This window comes from Limnoglobus sp. (assembly GCF_059499385.1).
Genome location: NZ_JCABYM010000015.1, coordinates 21,295 through 34,948 on the forward strand (window position 1 = coordinate 21,295; position 13,654 = coordinate 34,948).

Here is a 13,654-nt window from a genome sequence, read left to right on the forward strand (position 1 = left end):
GGGAGGGGGGTGAGCTGCCCGCCTCGGGCGCGAATGCCTCGGAGCGAGGGACGCTACCCCCCTCCCTACCCCTCCCCCCCAAGGGGGGAGGGAATAAGACCGCTACGCGGGTGATGTCTTTCATCGCCCTCCGCGCGTACTCGCTGTACCTCGTCCACGTCGAGGCGATCGCGCTCGCGAAGAAGCTGCCGCTGCCGCCGGAGGGGCAGGCCGGTGCCGCGGTCGTCGGGGCGTTCCTCCTGGCGGAAATCCTCTACCGAGCCGTCGAGCGGCCGTTCAACCGGCGGCGGGACCGGTGGATCCCGAAGGCGACCGCGTGACTTACTTCCCCATGCGCAACAGCGCCCACCGCGCGTCCTGCACGACGAGGCTCTCCGGCGGGCCGCCTGCCAGCGCCTTCAGCGCGGCGACCGCGTCCGGCGTGCCGACCGCCTCCAGCAGTTGCACCGCCCGCAGCGGCCGCATGTCCCGCTTGGCGAGCAATTTTTCCAACCGCTCGCGGCTCTCGACCGACTCCGTCTTCTCCAAGAGCTGCCGCATCATTGCCTCGGCCCGCCACCCGGCCTTCGCGAGGGCCTTCATCGCCGTCTCGCGGGTCGCGAACGCCGGCGCGTCGAGTTCGGTCAGCCACTGCTTGTAGTTCGTGTAGTCGGCGGCCGTCGCCAGGGCCGTCACCTCCCGCGCGAACGCCACGGCGTCCGCCGGCCGCGTCGCGAACCGCTCCAGCGCCCGCCGGGCCGCCTCCGGCTTGCCGCCGATCGCCACCTTCAGCCCCTCCACGTCCGCGGCCGTCGCGGGTTCCGACGGCTTCCCCTCGCGGCCGGTCGTGTCCCACCCGAGGACCTGCGTGCCGGTCTCCTCCGAGCCGTGCGACGTGAACAGCCGGCGGCCGTCCGGCGAGAACGCGACGGCCCGCACCTCCGCCCCGGCGCTCGACCGGAACAGTTCGACGCCGGAGTACGTCTCGAAGCAACGGACATCCTCTCCGACGACGGCAAACGTCCGGCCGTCAGGTGAGAACGCGAACGACAACTTGTCGCCCGGCTGGATCGGGGCCATCACGACCTCGCGGTTGATCGGCGTCCACTCGCAGGTACTGACCCGCACGCCGGTCCGCGCGTTGTAGACGCGGAACTCTGGCGGGTTCACCCCCGCGTGCCGCACGGCAACGAGGCCGGTGTCGCTCGCGGCGAACGCCTCCCCGTCGGCCGCGTTTTCCGTCGTCGGGCCGTCCTTCTTCGCGCTCGAATCCCGGAACCGTGCCGCGTACTTCTTGCCTTCGAGAATCAGCCCCGTGCCATCGAGCGTGAACCGCACCGGCTCCCCGTCGGCGCGGTCGAGTTCCGCGCCGGTCGCGGCGTCGTGGATCGTCGTCCCCTTCCGCCCTTCCACGGCGATCCGGTCGCCGCGGGCGGACACGGCCACCCGCGCCAGCGACGACACCGCCGGCTGCCGCCACACCGCCGCCCCGGTGTCCGCGTCCAACAGCGTCGGCGTGCGGTTCAGGATCGCGAACAGCCCCTTCGCGGCGAACGCGGCCGCCGGAACGTCCCCGCCCGGCGCGGGGATTTCCCGCAGCAACCCGAGCGACTTCGCGTCCCAGACGCGGAGCGGGCCGTCGTTCCGCGACGCCTCGTTGACGGTGAGGACCTTCGCCCCGTCCGGCGAGAACTGGAGCCGCACCCGGCCCGGCACGAGGCGGCCGTCGGAGGGCTTCGCGAACGCGGCGTTCAACTCGCCGACGTGCCGGCCGGTCGTCGTGTCCCACAGGTTGACCGTCGGCCGGCCGAACATGGCCGTCGCCGCCCGCGTGCCGTCCGGCGACACGGCGATGTCCCACACGGGGCCGCTGTGCCCGTGCAGGTTCGTCGGCTGCCGGCCGGTCGCGAGGTCGTACACCATCGGCCGCGACGGGTACGCGACGGCGACGTGCTTGCCGTCCGGCGAGATTTGCACGTTCCCGGTCCACCCCCAGCCGGGTTCGACGGCGAACGTCTTCGCCCCGGTCGCCGTCACCCATCCGCGGAGGTACGCCCCGTCCCCGGCCACGAGCGTCTTGCCGTCCGGGGCGAACCGCAGCCGGTGCGGGGCCTCCGCGAACCACTCGACCGCCGCCATCGCCCGGAGCTTCGTGCGGGCCTTCACGTCCCACAGCTCGACCGGGCCGGGCCGCTTGCCGTCGTCCGTCTCGCGGGCCGACGCCGTGGCGAGCGTCCCGCCGTCGGCCGTCAGCGCCACCGACGTGTACGCCGTGTCTTTGGGAAGGTCGAGTTTCCACTCGCCGGCGGTCGTCCAGACCGTCACCCGGTCGTCGGCGACGACGGCGAAGACCTTCGCGTCGGCCGCGGCCGCGAACCGCCGCACGTCATCGACGCCGACCACGGCCAGGCTCTCGGCCTTGTCCTTTTCCTTCAACGAAACGACGGTCGTACTGCGCCCCCCGCCGATGGCGACGCACCGGCCGTCGTCCGCCGGCTGCACCGCCCCGCCGGCGGCGAGGTCGCGCGTGAACAGCACCTGCCCGGTGTCCGCGTCGATGAGTCTGGCCTTCGATGCGTTGTTCCCGCGTTGGAAGTGGAGGACGACCTTGCCGTCCGGCGACGGGTAGAACAGGTCGTTGTAGTCGATGTCGGCGAACTTCTTGTCGTCCTGGTACGTGCCGGTGTTGATGTCCCAGCGGTGGACGCCGAACTGGTCGTAAACGCGGACGGACCGGCCGTCGGGGGTGAACCCGACGGCCTTGCAATTGGTGTTCTCGCGGCCGAGCGCCCGCGCCCCGAGGGTGACGACGAGCTGCGGCGACTTGGCCGGCCGCGGCTCGTCCTGCCCGGCGGCGGTCAGTGGAAGAAGTAGCAGACACGCGAGCGGGAACCGACCGGACATGCGACCCTCCGGCGACGGACGGGAGATTCCCGTCACGGTACACCATTGGGCCGCGGTCGGCGAGCCGTCACGGGGCGAGGGCGAACCCCTCGGCCGGGTCCGGCATCGTCGTCTCGCGGATTGCGTTCGTGTACTTGATCCCCTTCGCGTACATGAACGCCGAGTAGTCCGCCCCGGTCCCCATCGACGTGCCGGTGACGGCCTTGTCCTTCACCGTCACGGTGCACCCGCGGACGTGGTACTTCGTCGAATCGACCCACTCCAGGAACAGGTAGAACGACGTTTCCGTCGTCATCGTGGACACCGCCCCGGTGCCGGCCGCGGCGTACTTCTGCGCGAACCAGACGAGCAGCTTGTAGTCCGGCAGGCTGTACCCGAGGTGCGGCAGCTGCATCGTCGCGGTCTCGCCCTGCCGCTTCGTCACCCACCCGGTCACCCCGTCCCCGGCCCGGTAGACGTTGATCGCCGTGTTCACCAGCCCGCGGTCGTTCATGTACTTGAAGTTCTTCTTGCTGACGTGGGCCGTCTCCGACTGCGTGACCGGCTGGACGTACTGGCCGGCCGCGTTGACCTCCGTGCCGTCCCAGATGTGGTACTGCACGGCCCCGCGGTTCCACGGCCCGGCCCACCAGCTCGTCCACGGGTCGAACACGTCGGCGCTGCCGGCGTAGGCGTTCGTCGTGAGCAGCTTCTTCCAGACGGCCTCGCCGGGGTGCGGCGCGCCGACGAACTTCGCGCCGTCGTTGAGGAACTTCGCCATCGGGTCCACGAAGTCGGCGCTACCGAACTTCGTCCGCCACGCCTTCAGCCCGGCGAGGTTGGCGTTGTGGACGGTGACGAGGTCGTTGAAGTCGGACGTGTTCAGCCATCGGACCGGCAGCATGGTTCGCCCTCCGCGAGTGGTCGGCCGCCGGGATCAACGCGACGGCCTTACGCGAAAATGGGGGCGAAGTGAACCGAGGCCCTGGCGGGACCGACGGGTCGCATCCTGGGACCGCGGGCGTCCCGCCCGCCACAGCCCCAGCCGCTTAAGGCTGGTCCCTGAAGCCGGGAAGGTGGGCGGGCGGGACGCCCGCGGTCCCAGGAGGGGCAAAAACACCGACCGGTCGGACCCACTCGAACACCCCGACGCGATACCCGTCGGGGTCGCGGACGAACGCCTCGCGGTAGCCCTCGGCGCTCGTCACGACCTCCTCCGGCACGAGGCCGCGGCTCGTCAGCGCCGCGTCGAGGTCCGCCACTTCAAAATGCAACGTCACGCCGGCCCCGGCCTCGCCCTGCTTCAGCGCCAGCCGACCGCCGGCCGCGTCCAGCAGCGCGAAGCCGTTCGCCGCGTCGAGCAGCGTCACGGTCAGCCCCAGCACGTCCCGGTACCACGCCAGGGATACGGCGAGGTCGCGGACGCGGATTTCCGTCATAAACAGCGTCATGCCGAGAACAGCCGCCCGAGGCGGCCGCCCTTGTCGCCGCCGATTTCGCGGAACAGCACGTCCTCACGCCGGAACTGCCGGACGGCCAGCCACAGCGCCACCGTCACGCTGATCGTCAGCCCGCCGAGGACGGGGCCGAACATCGCCCACGGGATCGGGTCGGCCGTCACCGCGAGTAGCTTCTGCTGGAGCAGCATCGCTCCCGCGACCGGGACGAGCGCCGTGCCGAAGTCCAGTTCCGCCCCCGGCATCATGCTCCAGAACGCCAGCGGCATCGCCACGAACACGAGCGGCACGAGGTAGTACTGCCCCTCCTTCGTGCTCCGGGCGAACACGCCCAGCGCGATGCACACGGCGCTGAACAGCATGGCCATCGGGATGCCGAGGGCCACGCACCCGAGGACGCCGAGCTTGTTGATGATCGGGTAGCCGATCCACCACTCCATCGCGGTACACGCCGCGGCCAGCCAGATCGTGTTCCACACCACGGACGCGAACGCGTAACCCGTCACGGCCAGGAACTTCCCCAGCACGATCTCGCTCCGCTCGGCCGGGCTGATGAGCAGCGTCTCCATCGTGCCGCGCTCCTTCTCGCCGGCCGTCAGGTCCACGGCCGGCTGGATCGCGCCGGCGACCAGCCACATCATCAGGATGAACGGCAGCGCCCGCGCCAGCGTGTCCCGCATCTCGTCGGCCGCGACCTTCAGCTTCGGCTTCGCCGAGTTCGGGTCCTGGACCGTGAACACCTTCTCGAAGTCCTTCGGCAGCCCCATCTTCTCGAACCGCTCGGCCCGGAGCTTCGCCTGCCAGTTCTGCACGACCGTCTTCAGCCGCCGGGACGCGAGCTTCGACTTCTCCTCCCCGTCCCGGTGCTCGATGGTGAGCTGCGGCTTACCCCGCGCCGCCACCTCCGCGGCGAAGTTGGGGGGAACCGTCAGCACGACATCGACGGTCTTCGCCTGCAGCGCCCCGGCCGCGTCGCCGGGCAGTTTCACCACCTCGATCGGGCCGATGCCGAGTTCCGGGTCGTCGCCCTTCAGCCCGTCGGCGAACGTGTCGCCGTCCAATAGCGGCGGCGTCGGCGGCAGCTGCTCCGCGCCGACGATCCCCACGAGCGTTTTCTGCTCGGCCGTCGTCTTGGCGAACACGACCCCGGCGAGGCCGAAGAACGGGTACAGGACGAGCGGCGTGAGGACGATGAGCAGCACGCTCCGCCGGTCGCGGAGGAGGTCGCGGATTTCGCGGGCGGCGATGAGGCGAACGACCGGCAGGCGCATGGACAGCTCCGGGGAAGGGGGCGGAGTTGTTGTATCGCCACATAGTAGTAGGCACACTCCGTGTGCCGTCTGCCGAGCGCCGCGGAGACCCGTCTATGGTCCCGGCCACGTAAAGGAGACGGCACACGGAGTGTGCCTACTACTATCACGGCCGCGCGCCGCTTCTATAATGCCCCGATGCACGCCGACCGCACACTCCCCCGGCCGAAGGTCAAGTCCCTCATGGGCGTCCGCGTCGCCGGCACGGGGAAGTACCTGCCGGACGTCGTCGTCACCAACGCCGACCTGTACGACCAGCTCAACTTCGCCGCCCGCGGGTACAACACGGAGTGGATCGTCCAGCGGACCGGCATCCAGGAACGCCGCCACGCCCGGCCGGAACAGGCCACGTCCGACCTGTGCGTCGAGGCCGCGAAGGATTGCTTCGCGAAGACCGGGTACGGCCCGAAGGACATCGACCTCATCGTCCTCGGCACGTTCTCGCCGGACATGTCGTTCCCGTCCACCGCGGCCATCGTGCAGGACAAGCTGAAGATCGCCGCGCCTGGGATCGAGGTCGAGGCCGCGTGCGCCGGGTTTATGTACGCGCTCGTCACGGCCGCGGCCTACGTCGTGTCCGGGGCGAGCGACCGGGCGCTGGTCATCGGCGGGGACGCGAACTCGCGGGTGGTCAGCCCGACCGACCCGAAAATCTTCCCGCTCTTCGGCGACGGGGCCGGGGCCGTCATCCTTGAGAAAGGGGAGCCGCACCAGGGCATCCTCGCGTACAGCATGGGGGCGGACGGCAGCGGGGCGAACATGCTCTGCCGGCCGGCCGGCGGCAGCGCGATGGCGCTCTCCCCGGAGGCGCTGGCGGCCGGCAAGCACTTCATGCACATGGACGGCCAGGGCGTCTACCGGTGGGCCGTCGAAATCCTCCGCGACACGGTCAACGACGTGCTGACGGCCGCGGACCTGACGACCGACGACCTGGCGCTGATCGTGCCGCACCAGGCGAACATCCGGATCATCGAGCAGTCGTTGAACAAGTTCCTGAAGATTCCGGCCGATAAGGTGTTCAACAACATGGACCGGTACGGGAACACGTCGGCCGGTTCGATCCCGATCGCGCTGGACGAGGCGCTGGCGGCGGGCAAGCTCCGCCGCGGCGAGCTGGCGCTGTTCAGCGGGTTCGGGGCCGGGCTTGCCTGGGGCACGGCCGTCGTGCGATGGTAGGGGCCGGTATCGCAGGAGGCGACGATGAACGAGAACCCGCTCCGCCCGGCCGACGACGCCGACCCGTGGACGATCCCGCTGCACGGGGCGTCCGTCCCGCTGCCGCCGAGTGCGGACGTGCCGTCGCCGCAACCGACGGACGCGCCGACGGCGGACGGCCCGGACGTGGTGGAGTTCCTGCTCCCGCCGGACGACGTGCCGACCGACGAGGGCTTCCACCCGCGATTGCGGCGGTCGGCGTAGGCGGTCGGCCGATTTATATTGCCGCAGAACCGTCACGATAAGCTTCGCGTTGCGGGAGTACCGCGTGCGAATCGGCAAAACTTAACGACTGTCGGTGGTATGCTGGTGGTAATACACGCCCCGGAGCCTTGAATGACCCGCCGCCGATCTCCTTCCCCAATTCAAACGGCGTCGGGTCGGCGGAAACTCATCGCCTTCGGCTGGTACGGCGGCAAGTTCTCACACCTCGACTGGCTCCTCCCTCTCCTGCCGGCCTGCCACCACTATTGTGAGCCGTTCGCCGGGTCCGGGGCGGTCCTCATTAACCGGCCGGCATCGCCAGTCGAGACGTACAACGACCTCGACGGCGATGTCGTGAATTTCTTCAAGGCCCTCCGGGACCACAAGGCCGAGTTGACCGAGAAGATCGGACTCACCCCGTTTTCGCGGGAAGAGTTCGGCTTGGCGTGTGAGCTGGACCCGGCCCTCGGCCCGGTCGAGCGGGCGCGGCGGTTCTACGTGCGGGCCCGGCAGGTCCGCACCGGCCTCGCGCAAACCGCGAGCCTCGGCCGGTGGGCGAACTGCAAGGACACGACGCGCGCGGGGATGAGCGGCGTCGTCAGCCGTTGGCTCGGCGGCGTCGATCAACTGCCGGACATCGCTGAGCGGTTGCTCCGCGTGCAGATCGAGAACCGCCCGGCCATAGAAGTCATCCGTCTATACGACGCCCCGACGACGCTCTTCTACTGCGACCCGCCTTACGTCCACGAGACGCGGGGCGACGATAAGGCTTACGGCCACGAGATGACCGACCGCGACCACCGGTCCCTGGCCGCGACCTTGAACGCCGTCCGCGGGATGGTCGCTATCTCGAACTACGACTGCAAACTTATGGACGAACTGTACCCACGGAAGAAGTGGCGCAAGCACGTCTCGCCCGCGAAGACGATTCACTCGACGAAGGACAAGCGGGTCGAGGTGTTGTGGACGAACTACGACCCGTCCGCCGTGGCGATTCACCGGCACAAGCCCAGCCTCTTCCATGACGCCGAGTAAACACCTGGAACGGCTACTCAAGGCCGCGACGGACAAGCCGCACCGCCGGTCGGTCCGCTCGAAGGCGAGCCGCGAACGCCTCGATTACGTCTGCAAGTACCTGCCGAACCGGGCCTGCGTCCGACTCCTGATGGCGTGCATGTTGGCCAAGATCGACCGGCCGGAGGTGGACCCGCGCCGCCCGTACACCGAGATCGGCGGGGCAGACTGCTTCTCCGGCCGCACCTACGATGAACGCTATCTGTCGGGCTTCATTCAATCTCACCGCCTGCCGTGCAACCCGACGACGGCGTTCCTCACGCCCGTGCTACGGAATATCAACCGGCCGTTGAACAAGGACAGTGCGCTGGTCGGGCGGCCCCGCGAGTTGTACGAGCGAACGTTGCAACTGTTGGAAGAGGTCGCCGAGGGCCGGGAGTCGGCCGACGCCGTGCTGACGGACACATTACGGATTCTCGTGGCGATGCGGGACGAGCGTTTACAACGGTTGCAGTCCCTCCAGGTCGGGCTGCGCGGCGACGCGACGGCTCTCCCACTGGCTTCCGAAGCAATTGTGGAACTACTGCAACAGCACTTGAAGTGTAAGAATTCAAGTCGGCTGCCCGTTCTTATCGTGGCCGCGGCATACGAGTCTGTGTCGAACCAGTTGGGCGAAGTCCGGCGGCCCCTGCACGCCCACAACGCGGCCGACGAGCAAACGGGGGCGGCCGGGGACGTAGAAGTCACCCTCGTCAATGACGACCAAGTCCGAACGATCTACGAGATGAAGCAGAAGGTCGTCACGCAAGATGACATCGACCGCGCCCTTCAGAAGGTGTCTGCTATCGAGCGGCGGGTGGACAACTACATCTTCATCACGACCGACCTGATCGACCGAGACGTGACGGCCTACGCCCGTAAGTTGTACGAAAGCACAGGCGGGACCGAGTTCGCCGTCCTCGACTGCCTCGGCTTCCTGCGACACTTCCTGCACCTGTTTCACCGCCACCGTACGGCGTTCTTGAACGCCTACCAGTCGCTCGTATTAAACGAGCCCGACAGTGCCGTGAGCCTGCCCTTGAAGGAGGTATTCCTCACGCTCCGTCAACAAGCGGAGGCCGAAAGTTGATTTGGACTGCGTTCCCGTCCAATCAGTCGAAACAATTGCGGCAGATGTGAACAAATCATCATTATACCGGTCGCGTCAACCCAGGTAGCGAGTCCGCCACGGGGGGCCACCCGTGGCGGTGGCGGCGGTGGCGGTGTCAGACGCGGCCGGCCGAAAATCCGTCCGCGGGCGGAACTTTTCCCGCACACTTCCGACAAAATTCCCGATTTCCGGCACGATTTTTCACTGGATTTTTCAGCCGATTTGTGCTTCGCGAGCAAAATATGTGCCCGACCCACTCGACACCGGGGGGCAAGACGGGTAATATCTTAATCTGGCGGAAAAGTCGCTTGGAATTCCCGGCCCTCGCCCCGCGGCGCAAGCTGCGGGACCGGCCGATCCGCACAAGCAGTGGTGACAATGCACGCTACCCACTCGCTCCTGCGATCCGTTGCCCCCAAGAAGAACACCCTGGCTAACACCCCACCCATAACGCGAACCTCCCCCACCGGGGGGGTGTCTGCGTGTGGGCGTTCGGCGCTCGCCGCCAACATTCGCCGCCAGATTCCTCAGCAATAACGACTCCGATCGACCGACGCAAGGCCCTTTGGTGGAACCGAGGGGGTCGTGCCCGGTCATCGCCGCGTTTAACGAAGGAGCCGAACCGATGCCCATCCCCGTGAACCGCATCATCTTCCCGGCCGAGGAGCGGAACTTCGGCCGGTACGGCGACGCGTCGGCCGTCCCGAACCTCACCGAGGTCCAGACCCGGTCCTACGACCGGTTCCTCCAACTCGACGTCGCCTACGACAAGCGGCAGAACCACGGCCTCGAAGGCGTGTTGCGCGAAATCTTCCCGATCGAGAGCTACGACAAGAAGTCGTCGCTCGAGTTCGTCAAGTACGAACTGGGCAAGCCGCGGTACGACCCGGACGAGTGCCGGCAGCTGCGGCTGACCTACGGCCGGCCGTTCCGCGTGTGGCTGCGCCTTCGGAAGGCCGACGGCAACACGATGGAGGAGGAAGTCTATCTCGGCGACATGCCGATCATGATCGGCGGCGGCGAGTTCATCATCAACGGGGCCGAGCGCGTCGTCGTCAGCCAGTTGCACCGCTCGCCGGGCGTCGATTTCGTCGTCGAGCGGGAAGCGGATAAAGACTTGCACTCGTGCCGGATCATCCCGGAGCGGGGGAGCTGGATCGAGATCAACGTCACGAAGAAGGAGAACTTCGGCGTCCGCATCGACCAGTCCGGCAAGTTCTCGGCCGTCACGCTCCTCCGCGCGATGGAGCCGATGTACTCGCAGACGGCGTCGATCCTCAAGGAGTTCTACGAGCCGCTGACGATCAAGCTGAAGGACCCGGCGAACCGGGCCAAGCTCGTCGGCGACGTGGAGGCGAACATCCCGCCGATGATCGCCATCGACGACGTGATCGACCCGGAGACGGGCGAGATTTACGTGGACGCGTCCAAGCCGTTCACGAAGGACGCCGTGGACAAGATCACCGCGTCACAGTTGAAGGAAGTCACGGCCATCGAGATGCCGAAGGACCCGGTCATCCTCAACTCGATCGCGGAAGACCTGGCCGGCGGCCCGCAGCACGAGTCGCACGAGGGGGCGCTGCTCAAGATTTACCAGCGGCTGCGGCCGGGCAACCCGATGCAGCTCGACAAGGCGCGGGACCTGTTCAAGGAGAAGTTCAACGACCAGAACCGCTACCGGCTCGGCCGCGTCGGGCGGTTCCGGATCAACCGGAAGTTCAACCAGAACGTCCCCGAGACGGAGATGACGCTCCGGGCCGTGGACTTCGTCAACGCCATCAAGTACATCCTCGAACTGCGGGCCGGCAAGGGCGGCGTGGACGACATCGACCACCTCGGCAACCGCCGCCTGCGGACGATCGACGAACTCGCCGCGGACGAGATGCGGAAGGGGTTCCTCAAGCTCCGCCGGACCGTGCAGGAGCGGATGGCGCTGAAGTCCATCGAGGACATGTCGCCGCGGACGCTCATCAACCCGAAGTCGGTGAGCGCGGCCATCGAGTACTTCTTCGGACGAAGTGAGCTGTCGCAGGTTGTGGACCAGACGAACCCGCTGGCGCAGTTGACGCACGAGCGGCGGCTGTCGGCCCTCGGGCCGGGCGGGTTGAACCGGAAGCGGGCCGGGTTCGAGGTGCGGGACGTTCACATCTCGCACTACGGCCGGATTTGTCCCATCGAGACGCCGGAAGGGACGAACATCGGCCTGATCTCGTCCCTGTCGATCTTCGCCGAGATCGACGAGTACGGGTTCCTCATCACGCCGTACCGGAAGGCGCACAACGGGAAGCTGACGGAAGAGGTCGTGAAGCTGCGGGCGGACGAGGAGTCGCAACTCCGCATCGCCCCGGCCGACACGCCGACGGACCACAACAAGATTTCCGTGGACCGCGTCAACGGCCGGGCCAGCGGCGACCTGACGACCATCGGGTCGGACAAGATCGACTACCTGGACATCTCGCCGAAGCAGATGGTCGGCGTGAGCGCCGGCCTCATCCCGTTCCTGGAGCACGACGACGCGAACCGGGCGCTCATGGGGTCGAACATGCAGCGGCAGGCCGTGCCGCTGCTCGTGACCGAGCCGCCGATCGTCGGCACCGGGCTGGAGAAGGAAGTCGCCAAGCACTCCGGGATGCTGGTGCGGGCGCAGGAGGACGGCGTCGTCAGCTACGTGGACGCCGAGCGGATCAAGATCGAGGAGAAGGACAAGATCATCCGCGAGTACGTGCTCCGGAAGTTCCACGGCCTCAACGAGCGGACGTGCCTGAACCAGAAGCCGATCGTGAAGACCGGCCAGAAGGTGAAGCGCGGCGCGATCCTCGCCGACGGGGCGGCCACGCACCACGGCGAACTCGCCCTCGGCCGGAACGTGCTCGTCGCGTTCCAGTCGTGGGAGGGGTACAACTTCGAGGACGCGATCATCATCAGCGAGCGGCTGGTGAAGAACGACACGTACACGTCGATCCACATCGAAGAGTTCGACATCGAGATCCGCGAGACTAAGCTCGGCAAGGAGGAGTTCACGCGGGACATCCCGAACGTGTCGCCGAAGGCGCTGTCGAACCTCGACGAGACGGGGATCGTCCTCGTCGGCACGTTCGTCAAGCCCGGCGACCTGCTCGTCGGCAAGGTGTCGCCGAAGTCGCGGAGTGAACTGACGCCGGAAGAGAAGCTGCTCCACGCGATCTTCGGCCGGGCCGGGGAGGACGTGAAGAACGACTCGCTCGAAGTGCCGTCGGGCATCGAAGGGGTTGTGATCGGCACGCACCGGTTCAGCCGCCGGGCGAGCATGACGGAGGAGGAACGCAAGGAGCTGACGAAGGAAGAGAAGCGGATCAACGCCGAGTACGCGGAGAAGATCGCGTCGCAGTTCCGCGAGTTCATCGGCGCGCTCACGGACGTGCTGGAGAAGAAGGACCTGAAGGACCCGAACACCGGCAAGGCGCTGGCCAGCGAGAAGGACGAGGACACCGTCGTCGCCGAGCAGGCGAAGGCGTTCAAGCTGGAGAACCTGGACATCCGCAGCCCGGACAAGGCGAAGGCGGCGAACAAGATTCACCACCGGCACTGGGAGCGGATTCAGTTCTTCATCGACGAGCAGGACCGGAAGCTGAACAGCCTGAAGCGGGGCGACGAGCTGCCGAGCGGCGTGCAGCAGATGGTGAAGGTGTACGTGGCGACGAAGCGGGTCATCAGCGTCGGCGACAAGATGGCCGGCCGCCACGGGAACAAGGGCGTCATCTCGAAGGTTCTCCCCGAGGAGGACATGCCGTACCTGAAGGACGGCACGCCGGTGGACATCCTGCTCAACCCGCTCGGCGTGCCGAGCCGGATGAACGTGGGCCAGATTCTGGAGACGCACCTCGGGTACGCCGCGGCGAAGCTCGGGTTCAAGGCGACGACGCCGGTGTTCGACGGGGCGACGGAGGAGGAAATCAAGGCCGCCCTCCGCGAGGCGGGCGAGAGCGACACCGGCAAGAGCGTGCTGTACGACGGCCGGACCGGCGAGCCGTTCGAGCAGCCGGTGACGGTCGGCTACATCTACATGTTGAAGCTGCACCACCTGGTGGACGACAAGGTCCACGCGCGGGCGACGGGGCCGTACAGCCTCATCACCCAGCAGCCGCTCGGCGGGAAGGCCCGGTTCGGCGGCCAGCGGTTCGGCGAGATGGAGGTGTGGGCGCTGGAAGCCTACGGGGCGGCATTCATCCTTCAGGAACTGCTGACGGTGAAGTCGGACGACGTGGAAGGCCGGACGAAGATTTACGAGTCGATGGTGAAGGGCGAGAACACGCTGGAGGCCGGCACGCCGGCGAGCTTCGACGTGCTCACGCACGAGATCCGCGGCCTCGGGCTGAACATGCAGCTGGAGAAGAAGCGGGTGTGAGTTGAACGTGGGCGAAAGCCCAGGGACGGCCGTCCCTGGGCTTTCGCCCTGTCATTAA

10 protein-coding genes are annotated in these 13,654 nt (G+C 67.5%); 6 read left to right on the plus strand and 4 right to left on the minus strand.

Annotation, left to right across the window (positions count from 1 at the left end):
- Nucleotides 1-113 precede the first annotated feature (113 nt).
- Nucleotides 114-320 carry a hypothetical protein gene (locus tag AC5JJ2_RS02230; protein WP_495856327.1) on the plus strand — a complete coding sequence of 69 codons (207 nt, stop codon included), beginning with the start codon at nt 114-116 and terminating at the stop codon, nt 318-320.
- Between the two features lies 1 nt (nt 321).
- Here the strand turns inward: AC5JJ2_RS02230 and AC5JJ2_RS02235 are convergent, their stop codons facing one another.
- The 4 genes from AC5JJ2_RS02235 to AC5JJ2_RS02250 all read right to left on the minus strand — a co-directional run bounded on the left by AC5JJ2_RS02235 (nt 322) and on the right by AC5JJ2_RS02250 (nt 5,590).
- Nucleotides 322-2,883: a WD40 repeat domain-containing protein gene (locus tag AC5JJ2_RS02235; RefSeq protein ID WP_495856328.1), complete on the minus strand. Its 2,562-nt coding sequence runs from the start codon at nt 2,881-2,883 to the stop codon at nt 322-324.
- 67 nt (nt 2,884-2,950) lie between these two features.
- Nucleotides 2,951-3,766, minus strand: coding sequence for a hypothetical protein (locus tag AC5JJ2_RS02240; RefSeq protein WP_495856329.1), 816 nt, complete (start codon nt 3,764-3,766; stop codon nt 2,951-2,953).
- A gap of 145 nt (nt 3,767-3,911) precedes the next feature.
- Entirely contained in the window at nt 3,912-4,313 is a 402-nt protein-coding gene (locus AC5JJ2_RS02245; RefSeq protein ID WP_495856330.1) for a VOC family protein, read from the minus strand.
- Nucleotides 4,310-5,590, minus strand: coding sequence for an ABC transporter permease subunit (locus AC5JJ2_RS02250; RefSeq protein WP_495856331.1), 1,281 nt, complete (start codon nt 5,588-5,590; stop codon nt 4,310-4,312). Before AC5JJ2_RS02250 ends, AC5JJ2_RS02245 begins: the two co-directional genes overlap by 4 nt.
- Before the next feature lie 177 nt (nt 5,591-5,767).
- Between AC5JJ2_RS02250 and AC5JJ2_RS02255 the strand changes: the two genes are divergently transcribed.
- The 5 genes from AC5JJ2_RS02255 (at nt 5,768) to rpoB (ending at nt 13,596) form a co-directional block, all read left to right on the plus strand.
- Nucleotides 5,768-6,805, plus strand: a complete 1,038-nt coding sequence (locus AC5JJ2_RS02255; protein WP_495856332.1) for a 3-oxoacyl-ACP synthase III family protein — start codon at nt 5,768-5,770, stop codon at nt 6,803-6,805.
- Nucleotides 6,806-6,829: 24 nt separating this feature from the next.
- The gene (locus AC5JJ2_RS02260; RefSeq protein WP_495856333.1) at nt 6,830-7,048 is read left to right on the plus strand and encodes a hypothetical protein; all 219 of its coding nucleotides are present in this window, start codon (nt 6,830-6,832) and stop codon (nt 7,046-7,048) included.
- A 132-nt stretch (nt 7,049-7,180) separates the two neighbouring features.
- Nucleotides 7,181-8,083, plus strand: coding sequence for a DNA adenine methylase (locus tag AC5JJ2_RS02265; RefSeq protein ID WP_495856334.1), 903 nt, complete (start codon nt 7,181-7,183; stop codon nt 8,081-8,083).
- Nucleotides 8,070-9,191 carry a DNA methyltransferase gene (locus tag AC5JJ2_RS02270; protein ID WP_495856335.1) on the plus strand — a complete coding sequence of 374 codons (1,122 nt, stop codon included), beginning with the start codon at nt 8,070-8,072 and terminating at the stop codon, nt 9,189-9,191. The genes AC5JJ2_RS02265 and AC5JJ2_RS02270 overlap by 14 nt, the downstream gene beginning before the upstream one ends.
- Before the next feature lie 646 nt (nt 9,192-9,837).
- Complete coding sequence (rpoB, locus tag AC5JJ2_RS02275; protein WP_495856336.1) at nt 9,838-13,596, plus strand: DNA-directed RNA polymerase subunit beta; 3,759 nt, start codon at nt 9,838-9,840, stop codon at nt 13,594-13,596.
- Nucleotides 13,597-13,654: the final 58 nt, after the last annotated feature.

Excerpts from the sequence above, each read along its gene's own strand:
- AC5JJ2_RS02230 (WP_495856327.1), top strand. The coding sequence starts at position 114 with ATGTCTTTCATCGCCCTCCGCGCGTACTCGCTGTACCTCGTCCACGTC.
- AC5JJ2_RS02270 (WP_495856335.1), top strand. The coding sequence starts at position 8,070 with ATGACGCCGAGTAAACACCTGGAACGGCTACTCAAGGCCGCGACGGAC.
- AC5JJ2_RS02250 (WP_495856331.1), bottom strand. The coding sequence starts at position 5,590 with ATGCGCCTGCCGGTCGTTCGCCTCATCGCCGCCCGCGAAATCCGCGAC.
- AC5JJ2_RS02240 (WP_495856329.1), bottom strand. The coding sequence starts at position 3,766 with ATGCTGCCGGTCCGATGGCTGAACACGTCCGACTTCAACGACCTCGTC.
- rpoB (WP_495856336.1), top strand. The coding sequence starts at position 9,838 with ATGCCCATCCCCGTGAACCGCATCATCTTCCCGGCCGAGGAGCGGAAC.
- AC5JJ2_RS02245 (WP_495856330.1), bottom strand. The coding sequence starts at position 4,313 with ATGACGCTGTTTATGACGGAAATCCGCGTCCGCGACCTCGCCGTATCC.
- AC5JJ2_RS02265 (WP_495856334.1), top strand. The coding sequence starts at position 7,181 with ATGACCCGCCGCCGATCTCCTTCCCCAATTCAAACGGCGTCGGGTCGG.
- AC5JJ2_RS02235 (WP_495856328.1), bottom strand. The coding sequence starts at position 2,883 with ATGTCCGGTCGGTTCCCGCTCGCGTGTCTGCTACTTCTTCCACTGACC.
- AC5JJ2_RS02255 (WP_495856332.1), top strand. The coding sequence starts at position 5,768 with ATGCACGCCGACCGCACACTCCCCCGGCCGAAGGTCAAGTCCCTCATG.
- AC5JJ2_RS02260 (WP_495856333.1), top strand. The coding sequence starts at position 6,830 with ATGAACGAGAACCCGCTCCGCCCGGCCGACGACGCCGACCCGTGGACG.